The sequence below is a fragment of the Arthrobacter sp. NPDC097144 genome, from assembly GCF_044762205.1.
Taxonomy (GTDB): domain Bacteria; phylum Actinomycetota; class Actinomycetes; order Actinomycetales; family Micrococcaceae; genus Arthrobacter_B.
The window spans coordinates 274,797-298,170 of record NZ_JBIWDW010000005.1; the positions used below are offsets into that span (position 1 = coordinate 274,797).

At 66.2% G+C, this 23,374-nt stretch carries 23 protein-coding genes; 10 read left to right on the forward strand and 13 right to left on the reverse strand.

Annotated features, from left to right (window positions below; all coding sequences use genetic code 11):
- Nucleotides 1-169 precede the first annotated feature (169 nt).
- Nucleotides 170-976 carry a hypothetical protein gene (locus tag ACIQXM_RS13780; protein WP_400932427.1) on the forward strand — a complete coding sequence of 269 codons (807 nt, stop codon included), beginning with the start codon at nucleotides 170-172 and terminating at the stop codon, nucleotides 974-976.
- On the forward strand, nucleotides 973-2,079 hold the full coding sequence (locus ACIQXM_RS13785; protein ID WP_400932429.1) for an MBL fold metallo-hydrolase: 1,107 nt from the start codon (nucleotides 973-975) through the stop codon (nucleotides 2,077-2,079). The genes ACIQXM_RS13780 and ACIQXM_RS13785 overlap by 4 nt, the downstream gene beginning before the upstream one ends.
- Here ACIQXM_RS13785 and ACIQXM_RS13790 read toward each other — a convergent pair.
- Nucleotides 2,020-2,460 (reverse strand): acyl-CoA thioesterase, encoded by a 441-nt coding sequence (locus ACIQXM_RS13790; RefSeq protein WP_400932431.1) that lies wholly within the window; start codon nucleotides 2,458-2,460, stop codon nucleotides 2,020-2,022. The genes ACIQXM_RS13785 and ACIQXM_RS13790 overlap by 60 nt on opposite strands.
- A 113-nt stretch (nucleotides 2,461-2,573) precedes the next feature.
- Between ACIQXM_RS13790 and ACIQXM_RS13795 the strand changes: the two genes are divergently transcribed.
- Both ACIQXM_RS13795 and ACIQXM_RS13800 read left to right on the forward strand, forming a co-directional pair.
- A complete protein-coding gene (locus ACIQXM_RS13795) occupies nucleotides 2,574-3,386 on the forward strand; it encodes an SDR family oxidoreductase (RefSeq protein ID WP_400932433.1) in 813 nt (270 codons plus the stop codon).
- Nucleotides 3,386-4,606, forward strand: a complete 1,221-nt coding sequence (locus ACIQXM_RS13800) for an acetyl-CoA C-acetyltransferase (protein WP_400932435.1) — start codon at nucleotides 3,386-3,388, stop codon at nucleotides 4,604-4,606. The genes ACIQXM_RS13795 and ACIQXM_RS13800 overlap by 1 nt, the downstream gene beginning before the upstream one ends.
- Before the next feature lie 42 nt (nucleotides 4,607-4,648).
- Here ACIQXM_RS13800 and ACIQXM_RS13805 read toward each other — a convergent pair whose 3' ends face one another.
- Nucleotides 4,649-6,199: a DHA2 family efflux MFS transporter permease subunit gene (locus ACIQXM_RS13805; RefSeq protein ID WP_400932436.1), complete on the reverse strand. Its 1,551-nt coding sequence runs from the start codon at nucleotides 6,197-6,199 to the stop codon at nucleotides 4,649-4,651.
- Between the two features lie 91 nt (nucleotides 6,200-6,290).
- Entirely contained in the window at nucleotides 6,291-7,955 is a 1,665-nt protein-coding gene (locus tag ACIQXM_RS13810; RefSeq protein ID WP_400932438.1) for an AMP-binding protein, read from the reverse strand.
- Nucleotides 7,956-8,075: 120 nt separating this feature from the next.
- Here ACIQXM_RS13810 and ACIQXM_RS13815 point away from each other — a divergent pair, with 120 nt between their 5' ends.
- Complete coding sequence (locus ACIQXM_RS13815; protein WP_400932440.1) at nucleotides 8,076-8,693, forward strand: TetR/AcrR family transcriptional regulator; 618 nt, start codon at nucleotides 8,076-8,078, stop codon at nucleotides 8,691-8,693.
- 12 nt (nucleotides 8,694-8,705) lie between these two features.
- On the opposite strand, the gene ACIQXM_RS13820 is transcribed toward ACIQXM_RS13815, so the two are convergent.
- The 6 genes from ACIQXM_RS13820 to ACIQXM_RS13845 all read right to left on the reverse strand — a co-directional run bounded on the left by ACIQXM_RS13820 (nucleotide 8,706) and on the right by ACIQXM_RS13845 (nucleotide 14,636).
- Nucleotides 8,706-9,464, reverse strand: a complete 759-nt coding sequence (locus ACIQXM_RS13820; RefSeq protein ID WP_400932442.1) for a CoA-transferase subunit beta — start codon at nucleotides 9,462-9,464, stop codon at nucleotides 8,706-8,708.
- Nucleotide 9,465: 1 nt separating this feature from the next.
- Nucleotides 9,466-10,329, reverse strand: coding sequence for a CoA transferase subunit A (locus ACIQXM_RS13825; protein WP_400932444.1), 864 nt, complete (start codon nucleotides 10,327-10,329; stop codon nucleotides 9,466-9,468).
- A gap of 99 nt (nucleotides 10,330-10,428) precedes the next feature.
- Nucleotides 10,429-11,607, reverse strand: a complete 1,179-nt coding sequence (locus ACIQXM_RS13830; RefSeq protein WP_400932446.1) for an acyl-CoA dehydrogenase family protein — start codon at nucleotides 11,605-11,607, stop codon at nucleotides 10,429-10,431.
- Nucleotides 11,608-11,614: 7 nt separating this feature from the next.
- Nucleotides 11,615-12,607: an acyl-CoA dehydrogenase family protein gene (locus tag ACIQXM_RS13835; protein ID WP_400932448.1), complete on the reverse strand. Its 993-nt coding sequence runs from the start codon at nucleotides 12,605-12,607 to the stop codon at nucleotides 11,615-11,617.
- Nucleotides 12,604-13,782 (reverse strand): acyl-CoA dehydrogenase family protein, encoded by a 1,179-nt coding sequence (locus ACIQXM_RS13840; RefSeq protein WP_400932450.1) that lies wholly within the window; start codon nucleotides 13,780-13,782, stop codon nucleotides 12,604-12,606. Before ACIQXM_RS13840 ends, ACIQXM_RS13835 begins: the two co-directional genes overlap by 4 nt.
- Entirely contained in the window at nucleotides 13,779-14,636 is an 858-nt protein-coding gene (locus ACIQXM_RS13845) for an enoyl-CoA hydratase (protein ID WP_400932452.1), read from the reverse strand. The genes ACIQXM_RS13840 and ACIQXM_RS13845 overlap by 4 nt, the downstream gene beginning before the upstream one ends.
- Nucleotides 14,637-14,756: 120 nt before the next feature.
- Here ACIQXM_RS13845 and ACIQXM_RS13850 point away from each other — a divergent pair, with 120 nt between their 5' ends.
- From ACIQXM_RS13850 to ACIQXM_RS13860, 3 genes are read left to right on the forward strand one after another with little or no spacing between them, the layout of a single operon-like run.
- Entirely contained in the window at nucleotides 14,757-15,926 is a 1,170-nt protein-coding gene (locus tag ACIQXM_RS13850) for an acyl-CoA dehydrogenase family protein (RefSeq protein WP_400932453.1), read from the forward strand.
- Complete coding sequence (locus ACIQXM_RS13855) at nucleotides 15,923-16,726, forward strand: SDR family oxidoreductase (protein ID WP_400932454.1); 804 nt, start codon at nucleotides 15,923-15,925, stop codon at nucleotides 16,724-16,726. Before ACIQXM_RS13850 ends, ACIQXM_RS13855 begins: the two co-directional genes overlap by 4 nt.
- A gap of 13 nt (nucleotides 16,727-16,739) precedes the next feature.
- Complete coding sequence (locus ACIQXM_RS13860) at nucleotides 16,740-17,891, forward strand: acetyl-CoA C-acetyltransferase (RefSeq protein WP_400932456.1); 1,152 nt, start codon at nucleotides 16,740-16,742, stop codon at nucleotides 17,889-17,891.
- A gap of 94 nt (nucleotides 17,892-17,985) precedes the next feature.
- Here ACIQXM_RS13860 and ACIQXM_RS13865 read toward each other — a convergent pair whose 3' ends face one another.
- From ACIQXM_RS13865 to ACIQXM_RS13880, 4 genes are read right to left on the reverse strand one after another with little or no spacing between them, the layout of a single operon-like run.
- A complete protein-coding gene (locus ACIQXM_RS13865; protein WP_400932458.1) occupies nucleotides 17,986-19,059 on the reverse strand; it encodes an NAD(P)H-dependent flavin oxidoreductase in 1,074 nt (357 codons plus the stop codon).
- A complete protein-coding gene (locus tag ACIQXM_RS13870) occupies nucleotides 19,056-19,811 on the reverse strand; it encodes a CoA-transferase subunit beta (RefSeq protein WP_400932459.1) in 756 nt (251 codons plus the stop codon). The genes ACIQXM_RS13865 and ACIQXM_RS13870 overlap by 4 nt, the downstream gene beginning before the upstream one ends.
- Complete coding sequence (locus ACIQXM_RS13875) at nucleotides 19,804-20,676, reverse strand: CoA transferase subunit A (protein WP_400932461.1); 873 nt, start codon at nucleotides 20,674-20,676, stop codon at nucleotides 19,804-19,806. Before ACIQXM_RS13875 ends, ACIQXM_RS13870 begins: the two co-directional genes overlap by 8 nt.
- Nucleotides 20,673-21,431 (reverse strand): enoyl-CoA hydratase family protein, encoded by a 759-nt coding sequence (locus tag ACIQXM_RS13880; protein ID WP_400932463.1) that lies wholly within the window; start codon nucleotides 21,429-21,431, stop codon nucleotides 20,673-20,675. Before ACIQXM_RS13880 ends, ACIQXM_RS13875 begins: the two co-directional genes overlap by 4 nt.
- A 94-nt stretch (nucleotides 21,432-21,525) precedes the next feature.
- On the opposite strand from ACIQXM_RS13880, the gene ACIQXM_RS13885 reads away from it, so the two are divergent.
- Nucleotides 21,526-22,431: an SDR family oxidoreductase gene (locus tag ACIQXM_RS13885; protein WP_400932465.1), complete on the forward strand. Its 906-nt coding sequence runs from the start codon at nucleotides 21,526-21,528 to the stop codon at nucleotides 22,429-22,431.
- On the forward strand, nucleotides 22,428-23,300 hold the full coding sequence (locus ACIQXM_RS13890) for a MaoC/PaaZ C-terminal domain-containing protein (protein ID WP_400932467.1): 873 nt from the start codon (nucleotides 22,428-22,430) through the stop codon (nucleotides 23,298-23,300). Before ACIQXM_RS13885 ends, ACIQXM_RS13890 begins: the two co-directional genes overlap by 4 nt.
- Nucleotides 23,301-23,374 lie beyond the last annotated feature (74 nt).

Consider the following 23,374-nt stretch of genomic DNA (forward strand, 5'->3'; position numbering starts at 1 on the left):
TCTCAATGTGTCACTACTCGTTGCGGTTTACGCTAGGCGAAGTTTCATGGCGCTTGAGGTTGGTCCCACTGGGTGGAATACGGACGACGGCGAGAGCCGGCCAGCAGCTTCACGGCGGCGGGCACCCTGCTAGCCTGACCACACACGTGCCCGCTACAGAGGGAAGCCGATGCTCGCCGATCTGGCATTTTTTTCGTTCGTTGAACTTACCGATCCCTCCTCGCACGCGGCCTACAACCGCTGGCACCAGATGGACCATCTGCCGGAAAACCTCGCGCTGCCCGGCGTGGCCTGGGGCGACAGATGGGCTCGGGTCCGGGAGGAGGACCCCGGGCCTGCGGAGGAATTCGCGCAGGAGCTCCCGCAGGGGCCGGCGGGGAAATCACCTGTCAGCGCCACCGACTACGTCGCGATGTACTGGTTTCGAGATCCTGTCCAGGAGAGCGTCGCAGCGTGGGACCGCCTCGGTGAAGCTTCTTTCCAATGGGGGCGCGGCCCCATCATTCCCGGTGTTCGGCGCCCGCTGCTGGCATTCTTCCGTCCGGTGAAGGGCTATGCGGCGCCTCGGGTGCTGGTGGGGCCGGATGTGCTGCCCTACCGCCCCAACCGCGGACTGCACCTCACCCTGACGCGCCATGCCGACCCGCATGGCCGCCGGACCCACGACTGCTTTTCCTGGGAAGATACACGGTTGATTCCGGAGCTCCTCGACGTCGGCGGAGTGGCCGGAGCCTGGACTTTTTCCTTCAGCCACCCCCAGCAGCACGGCACGCTGCCGTTCAGCGGGGTGGTGGAGGAACCTCCGGGCGGACTGCGCATCCGCCTGCTGTACCTGGACGGTGATCCGGTGTCCACCGGTGAAGCCATCCGGGCAGCTGAACGCAGTATCAATGCCGATCCCGCGGCGCCGGACAGCGTTGGAGAGGTGCTGTTTTCCGCTTCGCTGCGCACCATTAATCCTTGGGAGCAGTCATGACGGCGGGCAGAACCAGCAGTGAAGGTGTCCGGCCCACCAGCGCGGCGCAGCATGCTGCCCTGCGGGCCGGGCGGCTCCCGGAGCCGGAACAGGTGGCACGGGATGTCTGGGCCATCGCCGCGCCCATCCCCGGAGGAGGTGTCAGCTACACGCTCACTTACGTCCTGATCTCCGGCGAAGCGTTCCACCTTTTGGATCCGGGCTGGGATTCGGCCGGGAACCTGGCGGCCCTCCGTGCATCCCTGGAATCGATCGGCCTGGCTCTCGAGCAGCTCTCCACGATCATCGCCACGCATCATCATCCGGACCACCTCGGCATCGCTGACCGGCTCCGGAGCATGACCGGTGCGCGAATTGCCTTCTCACGGGCCGAACGTGAGGTGCTGGTTCACCAGCTGGGCCCGTGGCGGCGCGACCGGGAGGCCTATGCACGGCTCCTGGCTGACTGGGGTGTTCCGGCGGAGCGCCGGGAAGAGCTGGAAGCCTCCTTCAGCCGGGCGCCCCTGTTCGCTGATGTTGAACCGGACCTTTTGCTCGAGGATGATCAAACGCTGGATCTGGGCGGCCACCGTCTGATGCCGTTGGCGACGCCCGGCCACACCGGAGGACATTTGTGCTTCGTCGACAACGACCGTCAGGTCATCTACGGCGGTGACCACGTCCTGCCGCAGATCTACTCCGGAGTGGGGCTGGGTGCCCTTCCCGATACCCACCCGCTTCCTGACTTCCTGGCCTCGCTGCAGAGGGTGCGGCGGTGGAACGACTATGAGGTCCTACCCGGCCACGAGTACCGTTTCCGCGGTTTGTCTGCGCGCGCAGAAGATATCGCAGCGCACCACCTGCGCCGCACCTGTTCAGTGGCGGACCTGCTGCCGGAGCTGGGGAACGCCCCGGTGTGGGAGTACGCGCAGCGGCTTCACTGGACGCCCGGCCGGGACCGGCTTGAGGGCTTCTTCCTGTACTCGGCCCTCCGCCAGACCGAGATGCACCTGGAACTGGCGCGCAGCGGCCGGCTCCAGGAGCTGCTGGCGGAGCATCAGGGGTCAGCCGGCAAGGCACTGGCGCAGGATCTCGGGGATGCGGACGGGACGCTGGTCCGCTGACACCGTAACCAGCCAATTGGAGGCTGTGGCCACCAGTGTCTCATCGGCACGGCGCCACATTTCGAAGTCGAAGCGCACCGAGGACGTGCCGATCCTGCCCAGCCGCAGTTCGATGGTGATCTCATCGAAGAGGCGGGCGGCGGCGAGGTAGTCGCAGTGCGTTGCCCGTGAGACAGTCCACCAGCCGAATCTCTCCAGCAGCGTGTCCTGCCGCAGGTCCTGCAGGAACAGCCATTCCGTCTGCAGTGCTTCCATGCGGGGAAACCAGGCCGCGTAGTAGAGAATCCCGGCGGGATCGGTGTCAGCGTAGCTCAGCCGCCGGGTGTGCTCGCGCAGCAACGGCGGACGTTCATCTGTCGCCGGTTCCGGAATACCTGTCATTTGTCCTGCCCTCCCTGGCCCTGTGCGGTCAGACTTTATCACCATGCGACAAACAAGCACTTGTTTGGTACGGTAAACCATCCGCACCGTTGCGAGAAGAGGGCAGGAAACCAATGTCGATCACTATCGATCTCACCGGATGGGTCGTACTTGTCACAGGAGGGGCCCGCGGCGTGGGTGCCGGCATTGTGGACGCGTTCGTTGCGGCCGGAGCCGTGGTGGAAACCTGCGGCCGGACCGAGCCGGACCCGAAGGCACCCGGACTGGCCTCGCCCTCGGTGCACTTCAGCCGCCTGGACGTGCGCGACGACGAACAGGTGCGCGGCTGGGTGGCCGACGTCGTAGGCCGCCGGGGAAGGATCGATGCTGCGGTCAACAACGCAGGCGGCTCTCCCTTTGGACGCTTCGAAAGCGGCTCCGCACGCTACCAGCGGGCCATTACTGAACTGAACTTCCTCTCCGCCGCACACGTGGTCAGCGCCGTGCACCCGGTGATGATGGGACAGGAACAGGGCGGTTCGATCGTCAACATCACCTCCATCAGTGCCCGCCGGCCCAGCCCGGGCACAGCCGTCTATGGTGCCGCAAAGGCAGCACTGGAGAACCTGACCGGCAGCCTGGCCGTGGAGTGGGCGCCGCAGATCCGGGTCAACGCCGTCAGCTGCGGGCTCGTGGCCACTGAAGGCGCTGCGGACCACTACGGCGACGCTGAAAGCTATGCCCGGGTCGCGGCAACGATTCCCCGCGGAAAGCTGGCCGATCCCCGGGAGATCGGAGACGCCGTCGTCATGCTGGCGTCGCCGCTCTCCAGCCACATCACCGGTGCCGTCCTGGATGTGGACGGCGGCGGCGAGTGGCCCGCCTTCCTGGCGCACACTCCCAACGCAGCTTTACTGAACCTCACAGAACCAGAAGGAGCACACTGATGACCGAAGCGGTAATTGTTTCTGCAGTCCGTTCGCCGATTGGCCGCGCCCACAAGGGCTCGCTGCGCGGAATGCGCGGCGATGACCTCGCGGCCCAGATGGTGCGCGCGGCACTCGACGCCGTTCCCGGACTGGATCCGGCCAGCATCGAGGACCTGATGATGGGGTGCGCGCAGCCGGCGGGGGAGCAGGGGTACAACATTGCCCGCATGGTTGCCATGCAGCTAGGTTTGGACAGCGTTCCCGGAACCACCGTGCACCGGTACTGCTCCTCCTCGCTGCAGACCACCAGGATGGCGCTGCACGCCATCAAGGCAGGCGAGGGCGACGTGTTCATCTCCGCCGGCGTGGAGACCGTGTCCCGCTTTGGCCTCGGCAAATCCGACGGGATGGCGGACACCAAGAATCCGGCATACTTCGATGCGATGAACCGCACCGCCGCCCAGGCCAAGGATCCGGAGGCACGCTGGAGCAATCCCCGCGAACGCGGCGAACTGCCGGACATCTACATCGCCATGGGTGACACCGCGGAAAACGTTGCCCAGCTGCGCGGCGTCTCCCGCGCCGCACAGGACGAGTGGGCGGTGCGCAGCCAGAACCGCGCCGAGGCCGCCGCGGCACGCGGCTTCTGGGCGAAAGACATCACGCCGGTCACCCTGGCCGACGGAACTGTGGTCTCCGAGGATGACGGGCCGCGTGCGGGCGTCACGCTCGAGAAGCTCTCCACGCTGCAGCCGGTGTTCCGCGAGCACGGCACAGTCACCGCCGCCAACTGCTGCCCCTTGAACGATGGCGCCGCCGCCCTGGTGATCATGAGCGACCGGCGTGCCGCTGAGCTGGGCCTGACCCCGCTGGCACGGATTGTTTCCACCGGGGTTGCAGCCCTGACCCCGGAACTGATGGGACTGGGCCCGGTCGAAGCCGTGCGCCGCGCCCTGGGTAACGCGAAGATGTCCATTTCCGACATGGACATCATGGAACTCAATGAAGCTTTTGCCGCCCAGGTCCTGCCGTCCATTGATGACATCGGCATCGACCCGGATAAGGTCAACGTCAACGGCGGGGCCATTGCGCTGGGCCATCCGTTCGGCATGACCGGTGCACGCATGACCACCACGGCCATCCATGCCCTGCAGGAGCGCGACGAGCAGTTTGCGGTGGAAACCATGTGCGTGGCAGGCGGGCAGGGCATGGCGATGGTCCTGGAGCGGCTGAGTTAGCCGAAGGGGGGGCGGGCCGAAGACGCTGCCTCGGCCCGGACCCTACTCCGCCGTGGTTTTGGCTGCGGCGGCCGCGGTGCCGGCGCTTTTGGCGGGTTCCCGGCCGGCACCGCGGGACGTCAGCTCCGGTGCGGGCTTGGCGTAGAACAGCGAGGCCAGCAGCGCCACGATAATCACCGCTGCCGGCAGGTACAGCGACTGGCCCATTGCCTCGGAGTATCCGGCCTTCAGCGCCTCCGGGAAGGCACCCGCGGCCGGTGCTGTCCCGCCGTCGGCCGCGCCGCCGCCCAGGTGCGCGCTCAGCCGTGACGTCATGACTGCGGCAATGGCGCTGCTGCCGATCACTGCGCCGAACTGGCGGGTGGTGTTGTAGACACCGGACCCGGCGCCGGCGACGTCGGGCGCCAGATTGCGGGTGGCGGTCAGCGACACGGAGGGCCAGATGCAGGCGTTCGCCAGGCCCATCAGAAGCATCGGCAGGACCAGCTGCCAGTACGGCACATCCGGGCTGAGCAGGGCGCCGAGCCAGATCAGCGACGCCGCCATGGCGGCGAAACCGAACACGGCAATGAACTTGGGGTTGCCTCGCTGCACGGTTTTGCCTGCTATCGGCGCCAGGACGCCGGACAGAACCGCCATCGGGGCCAGCAGCAGCGCGGCCTGGGTGGGACTCAGCCCGCGCACGTTCTGGGCAAAAAGGATCAGGGGAAGGGAGAAGGCCGTCACGGCAAAGCCCATTCCGGTGATGGAGATGTTGGCCAGGGAGAAGTTGCGGTCCCGAAAAAGCTTCAGCGGAAGCAGCGGTTCGGCGCGGTTCAGGCGCTGCCAGAGGACAAACAGGGCCAGCAGGACGACGCCGGCGATGATCAGTGACCAGACCGAGATGGGTCCGGCGATGGTGCCCCAGTTGTAGCTCTCGCCTTCCTGGATGCCGAAGACCAGTGCGAACATGCCCGCCGCGCTGAGCAGCACGCCGAGGTAGTCGAAGCGGTGTACGGAGGTGGAGAGCTTCGGAACCAGGCGGTAGGCCAGGATGAAGCCGACGACGCCGACGGGAACGTTGATGAAGAAGATCCATTCCCAGCCGAGCCCGTCTACGAGGACGCCGCCCAGGATAGGGCCAACAAGGGTGGCCACGCCGGCGGTGGCGCCCCAGAGCCCGAGGGCGGTTCCGCGCTTTTCCGGCGGGAAGATGCGGGTGATCACGGACATGGTCTGCGGGGTCATCAGCGCGGCACCGAAACCCTGGAAGACGCGAGCCACGATCAGGGCGTCCACGCTGTTCGCGAAGCCGCACCAGAGGCTGGACAGGGTGAACACCACCAGTCCAATGAGGTAGACCCGGCGCGGGCCAAAGCGGTCGCCCAACCGTCCCGTAATCAGCAGCGGGACCGCGTAGGCCAGCAGGTAGGCACTGATCACCCAGATGACCTGGTCCAGGCCGGCGCCCAGGTCCTCCATGATGGCTGGGGTGGCGATATTAACGATGGTGGAGTCCACCAGGATCATGAAGAAACCGATAACCAGGGACCAGAGCGCTGGCCAGGGCTTGATGGTGTCCGGCTGGAAAGTGCCGGGTTTGAGATTGCTCAAAATGTATAACTGCCGTTTCCGAGAGAAGTGGGTAGGGGACCCGAAAGATCCGGAGTCCATTGTGTACCTCATCTGCGGCGCCCGCCAGCGGTCAACCGGCGCTGGGTTCCAGTCCCCGCAGTTCCGACTTCATGATTTTGCCCGTGCCGTTGCGGGGAAATTCGTTGACGATAACGTATTCGCGCGGCAGCTTGTAGTTGGCCAGCCGGGTTTTGCAGAAGGCCAGGAGGTCATCCGCCGTGGGCATTGGATCTGCATCCTGCAGCAGGGCAACGTAGGCGCGGCCCACGGATCCCATGCGTGTGTCGTCAATGCCCACCACTGCGGATTCGTTTACGGCCGGATGCTGGCGGAGCACGTTTTCGATTTCCGCCGGGTAGACGTTGAACCCGCCCACAATGAACATATCCTTCAGCCGGTCAGTGATCTTCAGGCATCCGTGCTCGTCCAGGCGGCCGATGTCACCGGTGTGGAACCAGCCGTCGCCGTCGACGGCGTTCCGGGTCGCTTCGGGATCTTCGAAATATCCGAGCATGACATTGTCGCCGCGGAGCAGGATCTCGCCGTCCTCGCCGATCGGCAGCTCCCTGTTGCCGGCGTCCACAATTCGGATCTCGGTGCCGGCCACTGCGGGGCCCGTCGTCTGCTTGGCGTGCTCCAGGGATTCACCGGGCCGGGAAAGAGTGGCCACAACGCACTCGGTCAGCCCGTAGGCCTGTGCCACTCTTCTGAATCCCAGCACCTCCACCATGTCGCGGAACAGGGTTTCCGGCGCCGCTGCGGCGCCGGCAATGGCGAAGCGCAGCGAGGATGTGTCATAGGCGGCCAGGTCCGGATGATTCAGCAGCGAGGTGAAGATGGTGGGAACACCGGGCAGGACGCTGATCCGTTCGGCCTGGATCAGCTCGAGCAGCTGCGAAGCGTCGAAAGTTTCCACCGGGTAGATGGTGGCACCGGCAAGAAGTGATGCGACCATTCCGGCTTTGTATCCGAAACCATGGAAGAACGGATTGACCACTGCGTACCGGTCTTCGGGGCAGAGGTCGGCGCCGGCTGCCCAGGCGCGGGCCACACCCAGGGTCTGCCGCTGGGCACTCATGACTCCCTTGGGCAGTCCCGTTGTCCCCGAGGTATAGAGGATGTCCACGACGTCGTCGGGCTTTACGGCATTCAGCGCCTCCGCGCACCGGTCTGCGCCTATGCCGGCACCGGACGCCAGGAACGAATTCCAGCTGGTCAGTTCCGTTGTCTCCGGTTCTCCGTCTCCGTCGAGGTCGAGGTCGAGGTCGATGACGAGCCGCAGTGCCGGCAGGCCGGGAACCGGAAGGGCACGTCCGTCCGGAGCTTCCGCCGTCTCGGGCAGATCTGCGGCGTCCGCGGCAGCTGCAGACAGCGCGGCGAGCGGGCGGCGGCCCAGGAACTTGTTGGCAACCACCAGGGCAGCTGCGCCGGAACGTCGAAGAATCATGGCCGCCTCGTGGCCGGTGTAACGCGTGTTCAGGGGAACGACGGCGGCCCCGACCGCCTGCGCGCCGAGCATGGCGGCAATAAATTCCAGGCGGTTGGGGGACCACAGGCAAATGCGGTCCCCGGGCTGGATGCCGTGGGCGAGATAAGCCCGGGATGCCTCGGTAATGCGGCTGCTGAGGTCGGCGTAGGTGACGGCGGTGTCACCGGAGACCACGGCGGGGTGGTCTCCGCGTTCCGCCATGCTGATGAGCAGCTGCGGTATGGTCTGTGCGTCCGAGAGGTGCATTTGGGGTAAATCCCTTCTTCACATGTGTGAAAAAATTCAGGTGGCGCGGCTAACACACTAACGTGCCGGAAATGCGTAATAATCAAACAAACGCTTGGTTGTTTGATAAGAGGAGATGTGATGGCAGCAAACAGGAAAACGGCACAGGCCCCGAGTGAGCAGGGGTCCGACCGGCGGGAGCAGCTGCTGGCGATCGCCGGGCACCTGATCGCCTCGCGGGGCTACTCGGCAACTACTGTCCGGGACATCGCGGACGAAGCCGGAATTCTTTCCGGCAGCCTCTATCATCACTTCTCGTCCAAAGATGCGATCCTCGAGGAAATCCTGCGGTCCTTCATGGGCGGCCTGCGGCAGCGTTCCGAGGAGATCGCCGCCGCCGGGGGCGGACCGCTTCAGGTCTTTGATGAACTGGTGCGCACCGCTTTCCTTACCATCGAGGCCCAGCCCGACGCCGTCGGCCTGTACCAGAACGAGGCTTCCTTCCTGGCCAAGCTGCCCGGCTTCGAATTTGTCGCCGAGGAAGGCGCCAGGATTGAAAAGATCTGGCAGGACGTGATCCAGGAAGGCCAGCGCGAAGGTGTCTTCCGCGCCGACCTTGACTCCGCCATGACGTACCGCTTCATCCGCGACGGCGTCTGGTCCACGGTGCGCTGGTTCCGCCCCGGCGGCCGGCACTCTGCTGAAAGTGCCGGCCGCAACTTCCTGAAACTGATCCATTCCGGGCTCCTGCAGGACTGACCGGCGGGACGGCTAGTTCGCGACTTCGCGGGCCCTGGCCCCGCGGGGATCCAGAACGTCGCGGATGAGGCGCAGTTCCTCGTCCGTGGGGATGCGAGTCGGCGAAGCGCCCTCGACAGCCAGGCTGAAGCCCGTGTTGTCCGCCACCGTCTGCGGATCAACGCCCGGATGGATGGACAGTACGGCCACCCGGCCGTCGTCGTCGTACCCCAGCACCGCCAGATTGGTGACGATGACCCCAAGGTGATGGAACCGCAGCACGTTTCCTGCTGCGCGTGCCCGGTCATTGCCGACGCCGGAGACCATGTCCACCGACTCGACGAACAGGCGCGTGCTGTGGCGGGAGACCCAGTAGTCAACGCGGTGGTTGGCGGTGTTGCCGGGAGCGCCGCGGACCCCGATGAGCTGGCGCTTGGGCTTGTTCCAGTCTCCGATCAGTGAAATGTTCTGGTTGCCGAAGCGGTCAATCTGGCTGGCACCCATCATGCTCTGGCGCCGGCCGGTGGCCACTATGTCGAAGATGCGGCGAAACGGTGCCCAGCCCTCGATCACTCCGCCGGCGGCGGCGGCCTTTCCCAGGGGCGGCGGCTCGCTCATCATGAAAGCCTCGCCGTCACTCAGCACGAGGTCCGGTGAATGGGTGAGTTTGGCCAGCCGGGCTCCGATGGTGGGAATGGTCCCGACAGCGTGGGCGAGCAGTTCTCCGGACTCCCGGTAGGTGTCGGAGCACGCCGCAATGCAGATTTCCGCGATGGTGGCTTCTGCGGTCATTTTATTTCTCCTGTACGGCGTGGAATCGGGCGACGGCGTCCTGGTAACCTGCCTCGTCCCCGCTGAGGAACTCAGCGGTGAACTTCCGCCAGGTTTCGGGATCCTTGGCCGAGCTGGCGTAGTGCCGCTGGAACGCCTCGTCCCGGCCGTAATCCGGCTCGCAGGTGGTGAAGTGCGCGCCGCGCGGGGTCTCGATGACACCGGTGACGTACATGCGGCTGATCATCAGGGTGTGAAACGAGCCCTCATCCAGAAGGGCATCCGTTTCGACAATCCGCTCGGTGGTCACAAAGGTTCGCGTGGCTGCCATTGCGAACAGGTCGTCAAAGTAGGGGTCCGGGCCGAGGAACTGCGCGTTGCCGCCGCTGTCCGCCCGGTTGACGTGGATCAGCGCAACATCCAGCGGAATTGCGGGGACCGCGAGGTACTCGTCGTCGGAGTACGGAGAGGCCACGGTTTTCAGGTGCGGATTGGCGGCCGGGACGTCAGAGCCGATTCCGGCCACGGTGGGCAGGAAGGAGAGGCGCTGCGCGGCGGCCCGCAGGCCGGTGACGAACATGCCTTCGTCGTATTCGTTGATTTCCAGATCGCCGCGTTCGCGCGCCGCAGTGAACAGCGGGTCCAGTGGAATGCTGTCCAGTGACACGAAACCGTAGATCAGCTTGCGCACCTTGCCCGCGGCAACGAGGAGGCCAACGTCCGGACCGCCGAAGGCGACGACGGTGAGGTCGGTGACGTCGCTGCGCAGCAGCTCCCGGACGGCGGCCATGGGCTTGCGGCGTGAGCCCCATCCGCCGATGCCGATGGTCATTCCCGACTCAATGGACGAAACCGCCTCACTAAGTCCGATTCTCTTGTTGGGCATCCGCTCCTCTTTTCCCGCATCATTGCGAAACCTAGCGCTTGTTTGGTTGTCAGACTAGCACGGCCGGTCCGGGTGAAATGCGGACCGGCCGGTGGGATATCAGCGCGCCGTTGGCATCTTCTCCTTGAGGGTGCCTGCAGGCGCTGCTGACGGTTCCGGAATGAGCCCCAGCATTATGCCCAGGCGGCGGCGGTGGCCCCGGGATGAGCCGAACAGCTGGCTGGTGGAATGGGCCCGCTTGAAGATGAGCTGTGCGTCATGCTCCCAGGTGATCGCGATGCCGCCGTGGATCTGCACTGTTTCGGCCGCGACGGCATCCAGGGCGTCCGCGCACCAGGCGGCCGCCGAAGCCGCCCGCTCCGGCAGGTCCTCGGCATCCGTGCCGGCAGACCAGGCTGCGGCCCAGGCGGTGGTGCGGGCCGTCTCCACCTGCACGAGCATGTCCGCCATCCGGTGCTTCAGCGCCTGGAAGGAGCCGATGGCCCGGCCGAACTGCACGCGCTGCTTGGAGTAGTCAACGCTCATGTCCAGTCCGCGCTGCGCCGTCCCCACCTGCAGGCAGCTCACTGCCACGACGGCGATGTCGCGAATCTTCTCCAGCGATGCGCCGGCATCGAGCCGAAGGGCCCGTGCCGGAACCTGGTCGAAGGTCAGCGTCGCGAAGCGGATGGTCGTGTCAACCGCGGGGGTGTTGATGCGCCGGACCGCTGCGGGGTCCAGCACCTCGAACAGGCCCACTCCCTCGGCAGTAGCCGCAACGGCGATCAGCGTGTCGGCGCTGGCGCCGTCTAGCACCAGGGTTGCCGAGCCGTTCAGTGTCCAGTTTCCGCCGGTGCCGGCACTTTGGGGCACGGCAATGATGCCGGAGCCCGTGGTGCTCCAGGCGCCGCGTTCATCCGCCCAGGCCAGGGTCGCAATGCTGCTGCCGTCGGCGATGCCGGGAAGCAGCCGTTCCCGGGCCTCGTCATCCTCCGACTCCAGGACGGCGGCTGCGGCCAGCACCGCCGAGGCCAGCAGCGGACCGGGTGCCAGATGGTATCCGAGCGCTTCCAGAACCAGGCCGGTTTCGAACCAGGTGAATCCGGCTCCGCCGTATTCCTCCGGAATGGCGAGCGAGGCTACGCCCACCTCTTCGGCCAGGGTGCGCCAGAGGCCGGCGTCGTATCCTGCCTCAGAATCGGCAGCGCTGCGCACCGCTGCGGAGGAGGCGTGACGGTTCAGCACGGCACGGAGCGTCTTGACGAGCTCGTTCTGCTCATCGGTCAGTGAGAAATCCATGGTGTCCTCAGCAAGGGGAGAGTTCGGCGGACGGGGATGCGGGGGAGAGCAGGAGGGAGGCAATCCGGGACCGGTGGTGGCGGGGAGTTCCCCAGACACCGAGCAGCGCGCGGACCCGGGTGATCCACAGCCCCAGATCGTGTTCCTCGGTGTAGCCGATGGCACCGTGCACCTGCAGCGCGACCCGCGCCGCGAGAGTGGCGGCGTCACCGGCGGCCACCTTCGCCGCGGAAACGCTGCGCGCCCCGTCCGGACCCCCGAGATCCAGGGCTGCGCCGTTCATCAGCGGGCGCGCAAACGTCAGGGCGATGCGCACGTCGGCGAGCTGGTGTTTGAGCGCCTGGTATTCGCCGATGGCCCGGCCAAACTGCTCGCGCATCTTGGCATAGCTGACCGCTTCTTCCAGGAGCCGTTCTCCGGCACCGAGCAGCATTGCCGAGCAGGCCAGCGTGGCATGGTCCACGGCCAGCGCGCTTTGGCCCGGTTCCAGCGGTGCGGGTTCGCCGACGGCGGTGAGTTCACTCAGTGTCCGGGTCCGGTCCACGGAGGCGGTGCCGGGCCCGGCGGCTGCCTCGGACAGAGAAGTGGAGCCGAGGATGAAGCAGCGGCTGCTGGCCGCGGCGTCGAGCCCGTAGGGAACCAGGCCCGGCACGGCAGCGGTGGCAACCAGTGTTCCGTCCAGGATGCCGGCCAACACGGATGAATCCACCAGGCCGGGCAGCAGGGCCGCGCTTTCAATGTAGGGTCCGGGAACGGCGTGGTAGCCCAGCCGCTCAAAGGCGACGGCAAGGTCCACGGCGGTGCCGCCCGTACCGCCGTCGTCCTCGGCCACGCACAGGCCGAACAGGCCCAGCTCGGCGAGCTGGTTCCACAGCGCAAGGCCGGGGCCGGTGTTCCCCTCCGCCCAGGTCCGCGCCACCTTGGTTCCGCCGGCGCTTTCGATGATTTCGTTGAGGGCACCGGCCAGTAACTGCTGTTCTTCACTCAGTACGAATTTCATGACACTCTCCTGCCGTCGCCGCCGCGGGGGAGTCCGAGCAGGCGTTCTGCGATGATGTTGCGCTGGATTTCGTTGGTGCCGGCATAGATGGGTCCGGCAATGGAGAACAGGTAGTCATCCATCCAGCGGCCGCCGGCCACTCCGGGTGCCCCGCGCAGTTCAGCTGCGGGGCCGAGCAGGGTCAGTGCGGTTTCGTGCAGCGCAATATCCAGTTCGGACCAGAACACCTTGTTCACGCTGCCTTCGGCGCCGAGGTCCCCGCCGTCCTGCAGGGTACTCACGGTGCCCCAGGTGTACAGGCGGTAGGCCTCGGACTTGATCCAGGCGTCGACAACAGCGTCCTGTGCCAACGGATCCTCGTGTGACTGCGTGGTCCACAGATCGATCAGCCGGTCCGCGGCAGCGCAGAACCGGCCCGGGGCGCGCAGTGAGAGGCCGCGTTCGTTGCCGGCGGTGCTCATGGCCACGCGCCATCCGTCGCCCGGTGCTCCGAGGACGTCCGCGTCGGGAACAAAGACATCCTCGAAGAACAGTTCCGCGAAACCTGTCGAACCGTCCAGCTGGGCGATGGGGCGCACCGTCAGGCCCGGGGTATCCATCGGAAACAGGAAATAGGTGAGGCCGCGGTGTCGTTGGGCGGCAGGGTCGCTGCGGAACAGGCCGAAGCCGCGGTCCGCCCACACGGCGCGCGAGCTCCAGGTCTTCTGGCCGTTGAGCAGCCAGCCGCCGCGCTCGTCGTCCCGCCGGGCGGTGCTCCGGATGGAGGCGAGGTCGCTGCCGGCGCCGGGTTCGGACCAGGCCTGCGCCCAGATCAGGGAACCATCGGTCATCGCTCGCAGATACCGGCTGCGCTGGTCATCCGTACCGTGTTCAAAAAGGATGGGGGCCAGCAGCGAAATGCCGTTCTGGGCCACGCGGGTGGGAGCGCCGGAGCGGTAGTACTCCTCCTCGAAGAGGACCCATTCCACGAGGCCGGCACTGCGGCCGCCGAATTCCTCCGGCCAGGCAACGGCGGACCAGCGGCCTTCCGCCAGCGTGGCTTCCCACTCGCGGTGCGCGGCGAAGCCCGCTTCGGTGTCCATGGACGGCAGCGGTGCGGCGGGAACGTTTTCGGCCAGCCAGGCACGCGCTTCGGCCGCGAAGGCCTCCTGCTCTTCGGTCAGGTCGAGGTTCACTTGGCCACCGCCGCGTTCCGCATGCCCTGAATGTTCATTCCGGCCAGCGAGTCGGCACCGACCTCCGCGTTGTGGGCGTGCGCCGCGTGATGCAGTCCGAAGACGGAGTCCATTCCGGCACGCATGCCCTGCAGGTCTTCGGACTGGTTAACGGCTTTCTTGGCCAGCGCCAGGCCCAGCCGGGGCATGGCACTGATGCGTTCGGCCATGGCCATCACCGTGTCCTCGAGGTCCCCGCCCGGCACCACGTGATTGACCATGCCCAACTCGTGGGCGCGCTGCGCAGTGAAGCGGTCTCCGGTGAAGAGGAATTCCTTGGCAGCGCGGGGGTTCATCACCCAGGGGTGGGCGAAGTACTCCACCCCCGGGATGCCCATGCGGACCACCGGGTCGGAGAAGAAGGCGTCCTCGCTGGCCACGATGAAATCGCAGGACCAGGCCAGCATGAGGCCGCCGGCAATGCAGGCACCCTGGACCATGGCGATCATCGGCTTCGGGATTTCCCGCCAGCGGCGGCACATGCCCAGGTACACCTCGGATTCGCGGGCAAGACGGGAGTCGACACCGGACGCACCCACGTGGTCCCACCACATCACCGCCTTGCGCTCGAAGCTCTGGTCAATGTCCCGCTCAGGGGAGCCGATGTCATGTCCGGCGGAGAAGTGCCTGCCGTTGCCGGCGAGCACGATCACCTTCACGGCGTCATCCTCCACGGCTGCGGTGAACGCTGCGTCCAGTGCGTAAGTGACCTTCGAGTTCTGTGCGTTGCGGTACTGGGGCCGGTTCAGCCGCACGACGGCGACTGATCCGCGCACCTCGTACGTTACAACTTCGTCGGAATCGTCCTTCTTCATCGTGGCTCCTCCCTGAGACACTTCCACCTGTGACACACTTCACCAAACAAGTGCTTGGTTTGCTAGCATAGGCGAAGCTCGACTTTATGACCAATGGCGGTGGCCGAGGAAAGGTGTTTCGTGGATCTGATCTTTTCAGCGGAAGACGACGAGTTTCGTCGGGAGATCCGAGAGTGGCTGGAATCCAATCTCGCGGGGAAATTCGCGCGGCTGCGCGGGCTCGGCGGGTCCGGCCGGGAACACGAAGCGTTCGAGGAGCGCCTCGAGTGGAACCGGCATCTGGCGGCGCACGGCTGGAGCTGCGTGGGCTGGCCCAAAGAATACGGCGGACGCGGCCTGAGCCTGCTGCAGCAGGTGATCTTCCATGAGGAGTACGTCAGGGCGGATGCACCGGCACGCGTTAACCATTTCGGGGAGGAATTGCTGGGGCCAACCCTGATTGCTTTCGGAACCAGGGAACAGCAGGAGCGTTTCCTGCCGCGCATCGTGGCTGTGGAGGATCTCTGGTGCCAGGGCTATTCCGAGCCCGGAGCCGGGTCGGACCTGGCCAGCGTCTCCACGAAGGCCCGGCTTGAAGACGGCCGGTGGGTCATTGACGGACAGAAGGTCTGGACCTCACTCGCGCACAACGCCAACTGGTGCTTTGTCATCGCCCGGACAGGATCAGGGCCGCGCAAGCACAACGGGCTCTCCTACCTGCTGGTGCCGATGAACCAGCCCGGCGTGGAGGTCCGCCCGATCCTGCAGCTGACCGGCACCTCGGAATTCAATGAAGTGTTCTTTGACGGCGCCGTCACCGACGGGGATCTTGTGGTCGGAGAACCCGGTGACGGCTGGTCCGTGGCGATGGGAACCCTGGGTTTTGAACGCGGCGTGTCCACCCTGGCGCAGCAGATTGCGTTCCAGCGGGAACTGAACTCCGTCGTCGAACTGGCCCGCAGCAATGGTGCCATCGATGATCCGATCATTCAGGACCGGCTTGTTTCGGCCCGGATGGGGCTGGAGATGCTGCGCCTGCACGGACTGCGCACGCTCAGCGGGGAGCAGGGCATCGAAGCCTCGATCACCAAGCTGCTGTGGGCGCCGTGGCACAGATCGCTCGGCGAACTGGCCATGGCTGTGGCCGGACCCGCAGGCCTCACTGTTGCCCGCGAACCCTATGAACTGGATGCACTCCAGGCCCTTTTCCTGTTCAGCCGGGCGGACACCCTGTACGGCGGCTCGGACGAAATCCAACGAAACGTTATTGCCGAGCGTGTGCTCGGCCTGCCTAAGGAGGCACGCGCATGATTGAAGCACGCGTTGCACAGCCCGTTCCCGCATATGTGGCCGGCCACGGGCTGCTGACCGGGCGCCGCGTCGTCGTCACCGCCGCCGCCGGTGCCGGAATTGGAGCAGCGGCGGCCCGCCGCTGCCTGGAAGAAGGCGCAGCCGTGGTGGTGCTGGGAGACACTCACGCCGGCCGGCTGGAATCATCAGCAGCCGAGCTCGGTGCCGAGTTTGGCGCCGAACGCGTCCGCTGGGCGGCCTGTGATGTCACCGTGGAAGAGCAGGTTGAAGCGCTGCTGGACGTTGCCGAAGACGCCGGCGGCGTGGACGTGATGATCAACAACGCCGGGCTGGGCGGCACCGTTTCCATCTTGGAGATGGCTGACGAACAGTGGTCCAAGGTCCTGGACGTCACCCTGAACGGCACCTTCCGCAGTGTGCGTGCAGCGGCGCGGCGCATGGTGCGCAATGACGTGAGGGGCGTGATCATCAACAACGCCTCGGTGATCGGCTGGCGCGCCCAGGAAGGGCAGGCCCATTACGCCGCCGCCAAGGCCGGCGTCATGGCGCTCACCCGTTCAGCCGCCCTTGACCTCGCACCGCATGGAATCCGGGTCAACGCAGTCTCTCCGAGCCTGGCCATGCATCCGTTCCTGGCGAAGGTCACGTCCGAGGAACTGCTCGAGCAGCTCACGTCGCGTGAGGCCTTTGGCCGTGCGGCAGAACCGTGGGAGATCGCCAACGTCATGGTGTTCCTCGCCAGCGGTTACTCGTCATACATGACGGGCGAAGTTGTGTCCGTCAGCAGCCAACAGGCCTAAGGGGAATCACCGCATGAGTACCGCATACATTGTTGACGCAGTCCGGACGCCCGGCGGACGCAGGGGCGGGTCCCTGGCCGGCATCCACTCCGCAGACCTCGGCGCCCACGTCATTTCCTCGCTCGTGGAACGCACCGGAATCGACCCTGGTGCCGTTGACGACGTCATTTTTGGCTGCACCGACACCGTGGGGTCGCAGGCCGGCGACATTGCCCGGACCGCCTGGCTGGTGGCCGGGATGCCGGACCATGTCCCCGGCGTCACCATTGACCGGCAGTGCGGATCAAGCCAGCAGGCTGTGCATTTCGCCGCCCAGGGAGTCATGTCCGGAACCGCTGATCTGATTGTTGCCGGGGGAGTGCAGAACATGTCCGCCATTCCCATTTCGGCAGCCATGACGCTTGGTGAACAGTACGGCTTCACCACGCCCTTCGCTCAGTCCCCCGGATGGGTGGCACGCTACGGAACGCAGGAGGTGTCCCAGTTCCGTTCCGCCGAGATGATCGCAGAAAAGTGGAACATCTCCCGTGAGGCCATGGAAGAGTTCGCACTGCGGAGCCACCTGCGCGCCATTGCGGCCACGGATGAGGGGCGCTTTGCGCGGGAGATTGTTCCCGTGGCCGGGCTGTCCCGGGACGAGGGCCCGCGCCGGGGAACGTCGCTGGAGAAGATGGCCACTCTTCCGGTCCTGACCGAAGGCGGCCGGATCACCGCCGCGGTCGCTTCACAAATTACTGATGCGGCCAGCGCCCTGCTGATTGCCTCCGAAGCTGCGCTGGCTACGCATTCGCTGACGCCGCGGGCACGCATCCACCACATTTCAGTCCGGGCCGATGATCCGGTCTGGATGCTCACCGGCCCCATCCGTGCCACGGATTATGCGCTGGAACGGGCCGGCATGAAGGTTTCGGACATTGACCTCTTTGAGTGCAATGAAGCCTTTGCCTCCGTGGTGCTGGCCTGGTCGCAGGAACTGGGCATCGACCAGGAGAAGATCAACGTCAACGGCGGCGGCATCGCCCTCGGCCATCCCATCGGAGCCACCGGAACGCGCATCATGGCCACGCTGCTGAACGAGCTGGAACGCAGCGGCGGGCGGTTCGGTCTGCAGGTGATGTGCGAGGGCGGCGGCCAGGCCAACGTCACCATCATCGAGCGGCTCTAGGCCGACCGCCAAAAGCGCACAGGAAAGGGGTGCAGCGGCCGGATCGGCTGCTGCACCCCTTTCCTGTGTCGCCCTGTGAGTCCGGCCTGGTCAGCTAAGCAACCACCGCGGCGCTGTTCGCCCGCAGCCGCTCCACGGCGTCGTCAATGATACGGTCCACGAGTTCCTGGCAGGACGGCAGCTCGCTGATCACTCCGACCACCTGACCGGCGGCCAGCATGCCGGCGGAGGTGTCCCCGTCCACGAGCCCGGCCTTCAGGAGCATGGGCGTATTGGCCGCGAGCATCATCTGGTTCCAGCTTCTGCCCGTTCCGCGCTTCATCGAGATTCCGTCCTTGGCCAGACCCAGCCAGGACAGTCCGGACATCTCCTTGAACTGCGCCGAACGGCGCAGAGCCGGCAGCAGCTGGCGCAGCCGGCCGCCGTCCTCGAGCCCCTGCACGAACTCGGTGCGCAGCAGCCGGTGCGGCATGCCGTCAGCCTTGGTGGTGACCACCGTTCCGTCCAGGCCGAAGCCAAGGTAGCGCTGTTTGATGTCTTCGGGCACCGAACTGTCGCTGGTGAGCAGGAACCGGGTGCCCATGCCGATGCCCACGGCGCCGTAAGACAATGCCGCTGCCAGCCCGCGGCCGTCGAAAAAGCCGCCGGCAGCAATGACCGGAATGTCCACGGCATCCACCACCGACGGCAGCAGCAGCGTGGTGGGAATGGCTCCGGTGTGGCCGCCGCCTTCCCCGCCCTGGACCATTACGGCGTCCGCACCCCAGGCGGCCACCTTCTCGGCATGCCGTGCCGCTCCCACGGAAGGGATCACCACAGACCCGTTTTCCTTCAGCTTCTCGATGAGTTCCCGTTTAGGAGCCAGGGCAAAGGAGGCTACCTTCACCCCGTACTTGATCATGAGGTCAACGCGCGCCGGGGCGTCGGCGCCGTCGGCACGCAGGTTGACGCCGAAGGGCTTGTCCGTGTGGCTCTTCACTTCCACAATCGCGTGCTCCAGCTGGTCCAGCGTCATGGTGGCCGAGGCCAGGATGCCCAGGGCCCCCGCCTCTGCTGTGGCCGTGACCAGCCGCGGTCCGGCCACCCAGCCCATGCCGGTCTGCACAATCGGATGCTCGACGCCGGTGAGTTCGGTCAGGGGAGTCTTGATGCGGTTCTGGGTGCTCATGCTGGGACCTCGTCTTCTCTGCGCTTGCGGGGGTCGAGCACCTCGCGGATGAGCTGCAGTTCCTGCTCGTCCGGGAGACGCGTGGCGGGAACGGTTCCCGCGGTGTACAACGGGAATCCGGTGGCGGCCCGGATCTCATCGAAGGCCACGCCGGGGTGTGCGGAGACCACGGCCATGCCGCCGTCCGGTGCACTGAAATCGAAGACGCCAAGATTGGTCACCACCCGGTGCAGCCGGTGGAACCGGGAGGCGGCGGGGCCGGCAGCGCGCGCCCTGTCATTGCCGACGCCGGTCACAAAATCCACCGATTCCACAAAGGTCCGGCGGCTGTGGCGGGGCATCCAGTAACTGGTCGTGTGGTTGACGGTGTTCGTGGCAGCTGCCCGGGTTCCCAGCAGCTGCTTGGCGGGTTTGGCATGGTCCCCAATCAGCGACAGGTTCTGGTTGCCCATCCGGTCAATCTGCGCGCCTCCCATCACCACATGGCGGCGCCCTGCTGCAATCAGTTCGAACAGTTCCCGGTACGGCAGGTAGCCGGCCGAAACCGTGCTCGGCCGGTCGACGGCGGGAACGTCGCCCAGGATGGTCGACTCGCCGTCGCTGATCATCAGGTCGGGGGCGTGGGTCAGCAGTGCCAGGCGGATGCCGATGGTGGGCACAATGCCGGCCGGGCTGGCCAGGATCTCCGCCTGCCCGCGGAACAGGTCGCTGCAGGCTGTAACGGCGACTTCGGCACGGGTGACGTCATTCATTGCCGGCTCCCGGAAGACCCGCGATGCCCGCATTAGCCCGGTAGGCGCCGTCGTCCACGTCAAGGTAACGGGCACGGAACTCCTGCCACGCCGGCTCCGATGCTGCCGTCTGCGCATACGTCCGCTGGAACTCCTCGTCCCGCGGATAGTCCGGCAGGCACGAGGTGAAGTGCGCGCCGTGCGGAGCCTCGAGAACGTGGTCCACCATGGTGCGGTTCAGCAGCAGCGTGGACGGATGCGCATCCCGGGTGAGTTCCGCCGTGGACACGACCGCCTCCGCGCTCACCACAGTGCGGTCCGCGGCCCGGGCGAACAGATCGTCAAAGTACGGATCCGGCCCCAGGCATGCGGCGTTGCCGAGTTCATCGGCGCGGTTCAGGTGCAGCAGGGCCAGGTCCAGCTGGATGGCAGGCATGGCTACCAGCTCCTCGCCGTCGTCGTAGGGGGAGGTGATGGTGCGGATCTGCGGATTGGCCGCGAGGGCATCGGATCCGAGCCCGGAGCGCGTCACCTCAAAGGGGAGCCGGCGCCCGGCGGCACGGAGCCCGGAGACCAGCAGGGATTCGTCCAGTTCGACGACGTCGACGGCGCCTGCCTGCCGAGCGGCGGCAAAGTGCGGCTCAACGGCAATCGAGTCCAGGGTGGCGAAGCCGAATACCACTCGTTTGGCCTGTCCGGTGGCACACAGCACCCCCACATCCGGCCCGCCGAAGCTGACGACGGTCAGGTCCCGGACGCCGGAACGGACCAGGGCCCGCACCAGGGCCATGGGTTTGCGCCGTGAACCCCAGCCGCCGATGCCGACCGTCATGCCGTCGCTGAACAACCCGGGAACATCCTCCGCGGCGAGGACCTTGCTGTTCACTCGGCCGAGGAGGGAGCGGCGGCGACGAAGTCGTCGCGCAGTTCGTCGGCAACGCCCCGGAGGTTGAGCTCAAAGGTGAAGCCCTGTTCCCAGCGGTAGCTCTTCACTACGTCCACGGGGTCGATGCCGTTCAGGGCTTCCTTCGCCGCCCGGATCACCCGGGTGTCCTTGGAGGCGATCTCGTCAGCGATGGCAAAGGCCGCTCCATCGAGGCGGTCCGCGGGCACCACTTCGGCAACGCTGCCGAATTCGGCCAGGCGCCGGGCCGTAATGGTGCGGCTGGTGAAGTAGAGCGTGCGCAGCAGGTGTGCCGGCACAAGGCGGGACAGGTGCGTTGCCGCGCCCAGTGCGCCGCGGTCCACTTCCGGGACGCCGAAGTAGGCGTCCTCGCCGGCCACGATGACATCGGCGCTTCCGGCCAGCCCCACGCCGCCGCCGAGGCAGAACCCGTTCACTGCTGCGATGACGGGCACGGGGCATTCATAGATGGCCTTGAAGGCGAGGTAGCAGCCCCGGTTGGCCGCGAGGATGGCATTGAAACCCTCGGTTGCCTGCATTTCCTTGATATCGACGCCGGCATTGAAGCCGCGCCCTTCGGCCCGTAGGACCACCACGCGGGTGTCCGGATCTTTGCCGGCGGCCTGAAGCGCGTCGGCGATGGCGAACCAGCCTGCCACGGGCAGTGCGTTCACCGGGGGATAGTCCATTGTTACCGCACGCACGCCGTCGTGGTGCATCTTCGATGTAATTGACATCTGGTACCTACCTAACGTTTGCTTGATACCCTAGCATTTGCTTGGTACCGGGTACACTCCAAGCACCGCAACAATCTCAAAGGAGAGCAAAGACATGACCGGCATCTGTGAAGGACGAGTCGCCATCGTGACCGGGGCGGGCCGCGGGCTGGGACGTGAGCATGCGCTGGAGCTCGCCCGCCAGGGTGCAAAGGTTGTGGTCAACGATCTCGGCACCACCCTCAACGGTGCTCCGGAGGCCTCGGGCCCGGCCCGCGACGTCGTGGCGCTGATCCGCGCAGAGGGGGGAGAGGCGGTGTCCAACGGCGCGGACGTCGCCAACTTTGAGCAGGCCGCCGGGCTGGTCCGGCAGGCCATTGAGACCTTTGGCCGCCTGGACATCCTCGTGAACAATGCCGGTTTTGTGCGGGACCGCATGCTGGTGAACACCACGGAAGAGGAATGGGACGCCGTGATCCGCGTGCACCTGAAGGGCCACTTTGCACCGCTGCGCCATGCCGCCGAATACTGGCGCGGCGAAGCCAAGGCCGGCCGGATGCCGGATGCCCGCGTCATCAACACCTCCTCGGGTGCCGGGCTGCAGGGCAGTGTCGGCCAGGCGAGCTATTCGGCGGCCAAGGCAGGCATTGCCGGACTGACCCTGGTCGCCGCACACGAGCTGGCCCGGTACGGCGTAACCGTCAATGCCATTGCCCCCTCGGCCCGCACCCGCATGACCGAAGGGGCCTTTGCCGAAACTATGGCCGCCCCGGAATCCGGCTTTGACGCAATGAACCCCGCGAATGTTTCACCGGTTGTGGCTTGGCTTGGCGCTGCTTCCTCCGCAGCAGTCACCGGCCGGGTGATCGAAATTGAGGGCGGCAGAATCTGCATCGAGGAGGGCTGGAATCATGGGCCGACGGCTGATGCAGGTGAGCGGTGGGAAGCCGCGGCGGCCGGTGAGGCGATCGAGAAGCTGCTCGCCGACGCCGCCGCACCCGAGGCGGTGTACGGCTCATGAGTCCCGGCACCAACGCTGCCGGCACCACAACGAGCGGGAACACGGCTGACGGCGAAACGACCGAGGACAGAACGACTGAGGACAGAACGACGGCGGCAGCCTGGGCCGGCAGGCCGCTGGGGGAGCGCACGGTCGGCTACACCGAAACGGACGCCATCCTGTACGCCCTGGCGGTCGGGGCTCCGGCCACCGACCTGGAGCTGGTTTTCGAAGACCGGCTGCGTGTCCTGCCCTCCTTCGGACTGACTTTGGCGCAGTGGGCCCCCGACGTCCTTGCGGAACAGGGCGCCTTCGACAACCGCGCGGTCCACGGATCCCAGGAGCTGACGGTCTTCAAACCGCTGCCGCGCTCGGGCCAATTCACCCTCAGGGCGCGGGTGGGAGAGGTGTGGGACAAGGGATCGGCCGCCGTGTTCAACGTGCTGGCGGAGTGCGACTACTTCGCGGCAACCTGGAGCATTTTTGCCCCCGGGTTCGGTGGTTTCGGCGGAGACCGCGGCCCGGGACGGACTGCTGCCCCTGCGGGTGTTCCTCTCGCGAGCACTGGCTTCTCGTCAAGTCCCAACCAGGCGGCACTGTACCGCCTGCTCGGTGACCGGCATCCGATCCATATTGATCCCCAGGCGGCTCGGGGCATTGGCCAGGACCGGCCCATCCTGCACGGACTGGCCTCGCTGGCAGGGGCCACGCTCCCGCTGGCCCGTCTGGCGGGAGCCCATCCGGCGGACCTGGTCCGGCTGGCGGGCCGGTTTGCCGGTGTGGTCTTCCCCGGGGATGACCTGACGGTTCGGGCCTGGGACGGAGGCCGGTTCGAGGCGCTGGCGGGGGAGCGCCCCGTCATCAGCGACGGACTGGCGGTGTTCGGGTAATGGCACAGCCCGGCGGAACTATCCTGATGTATGACCCCGATCACAAACAAACGGCACTTTTGGGATACGATCGC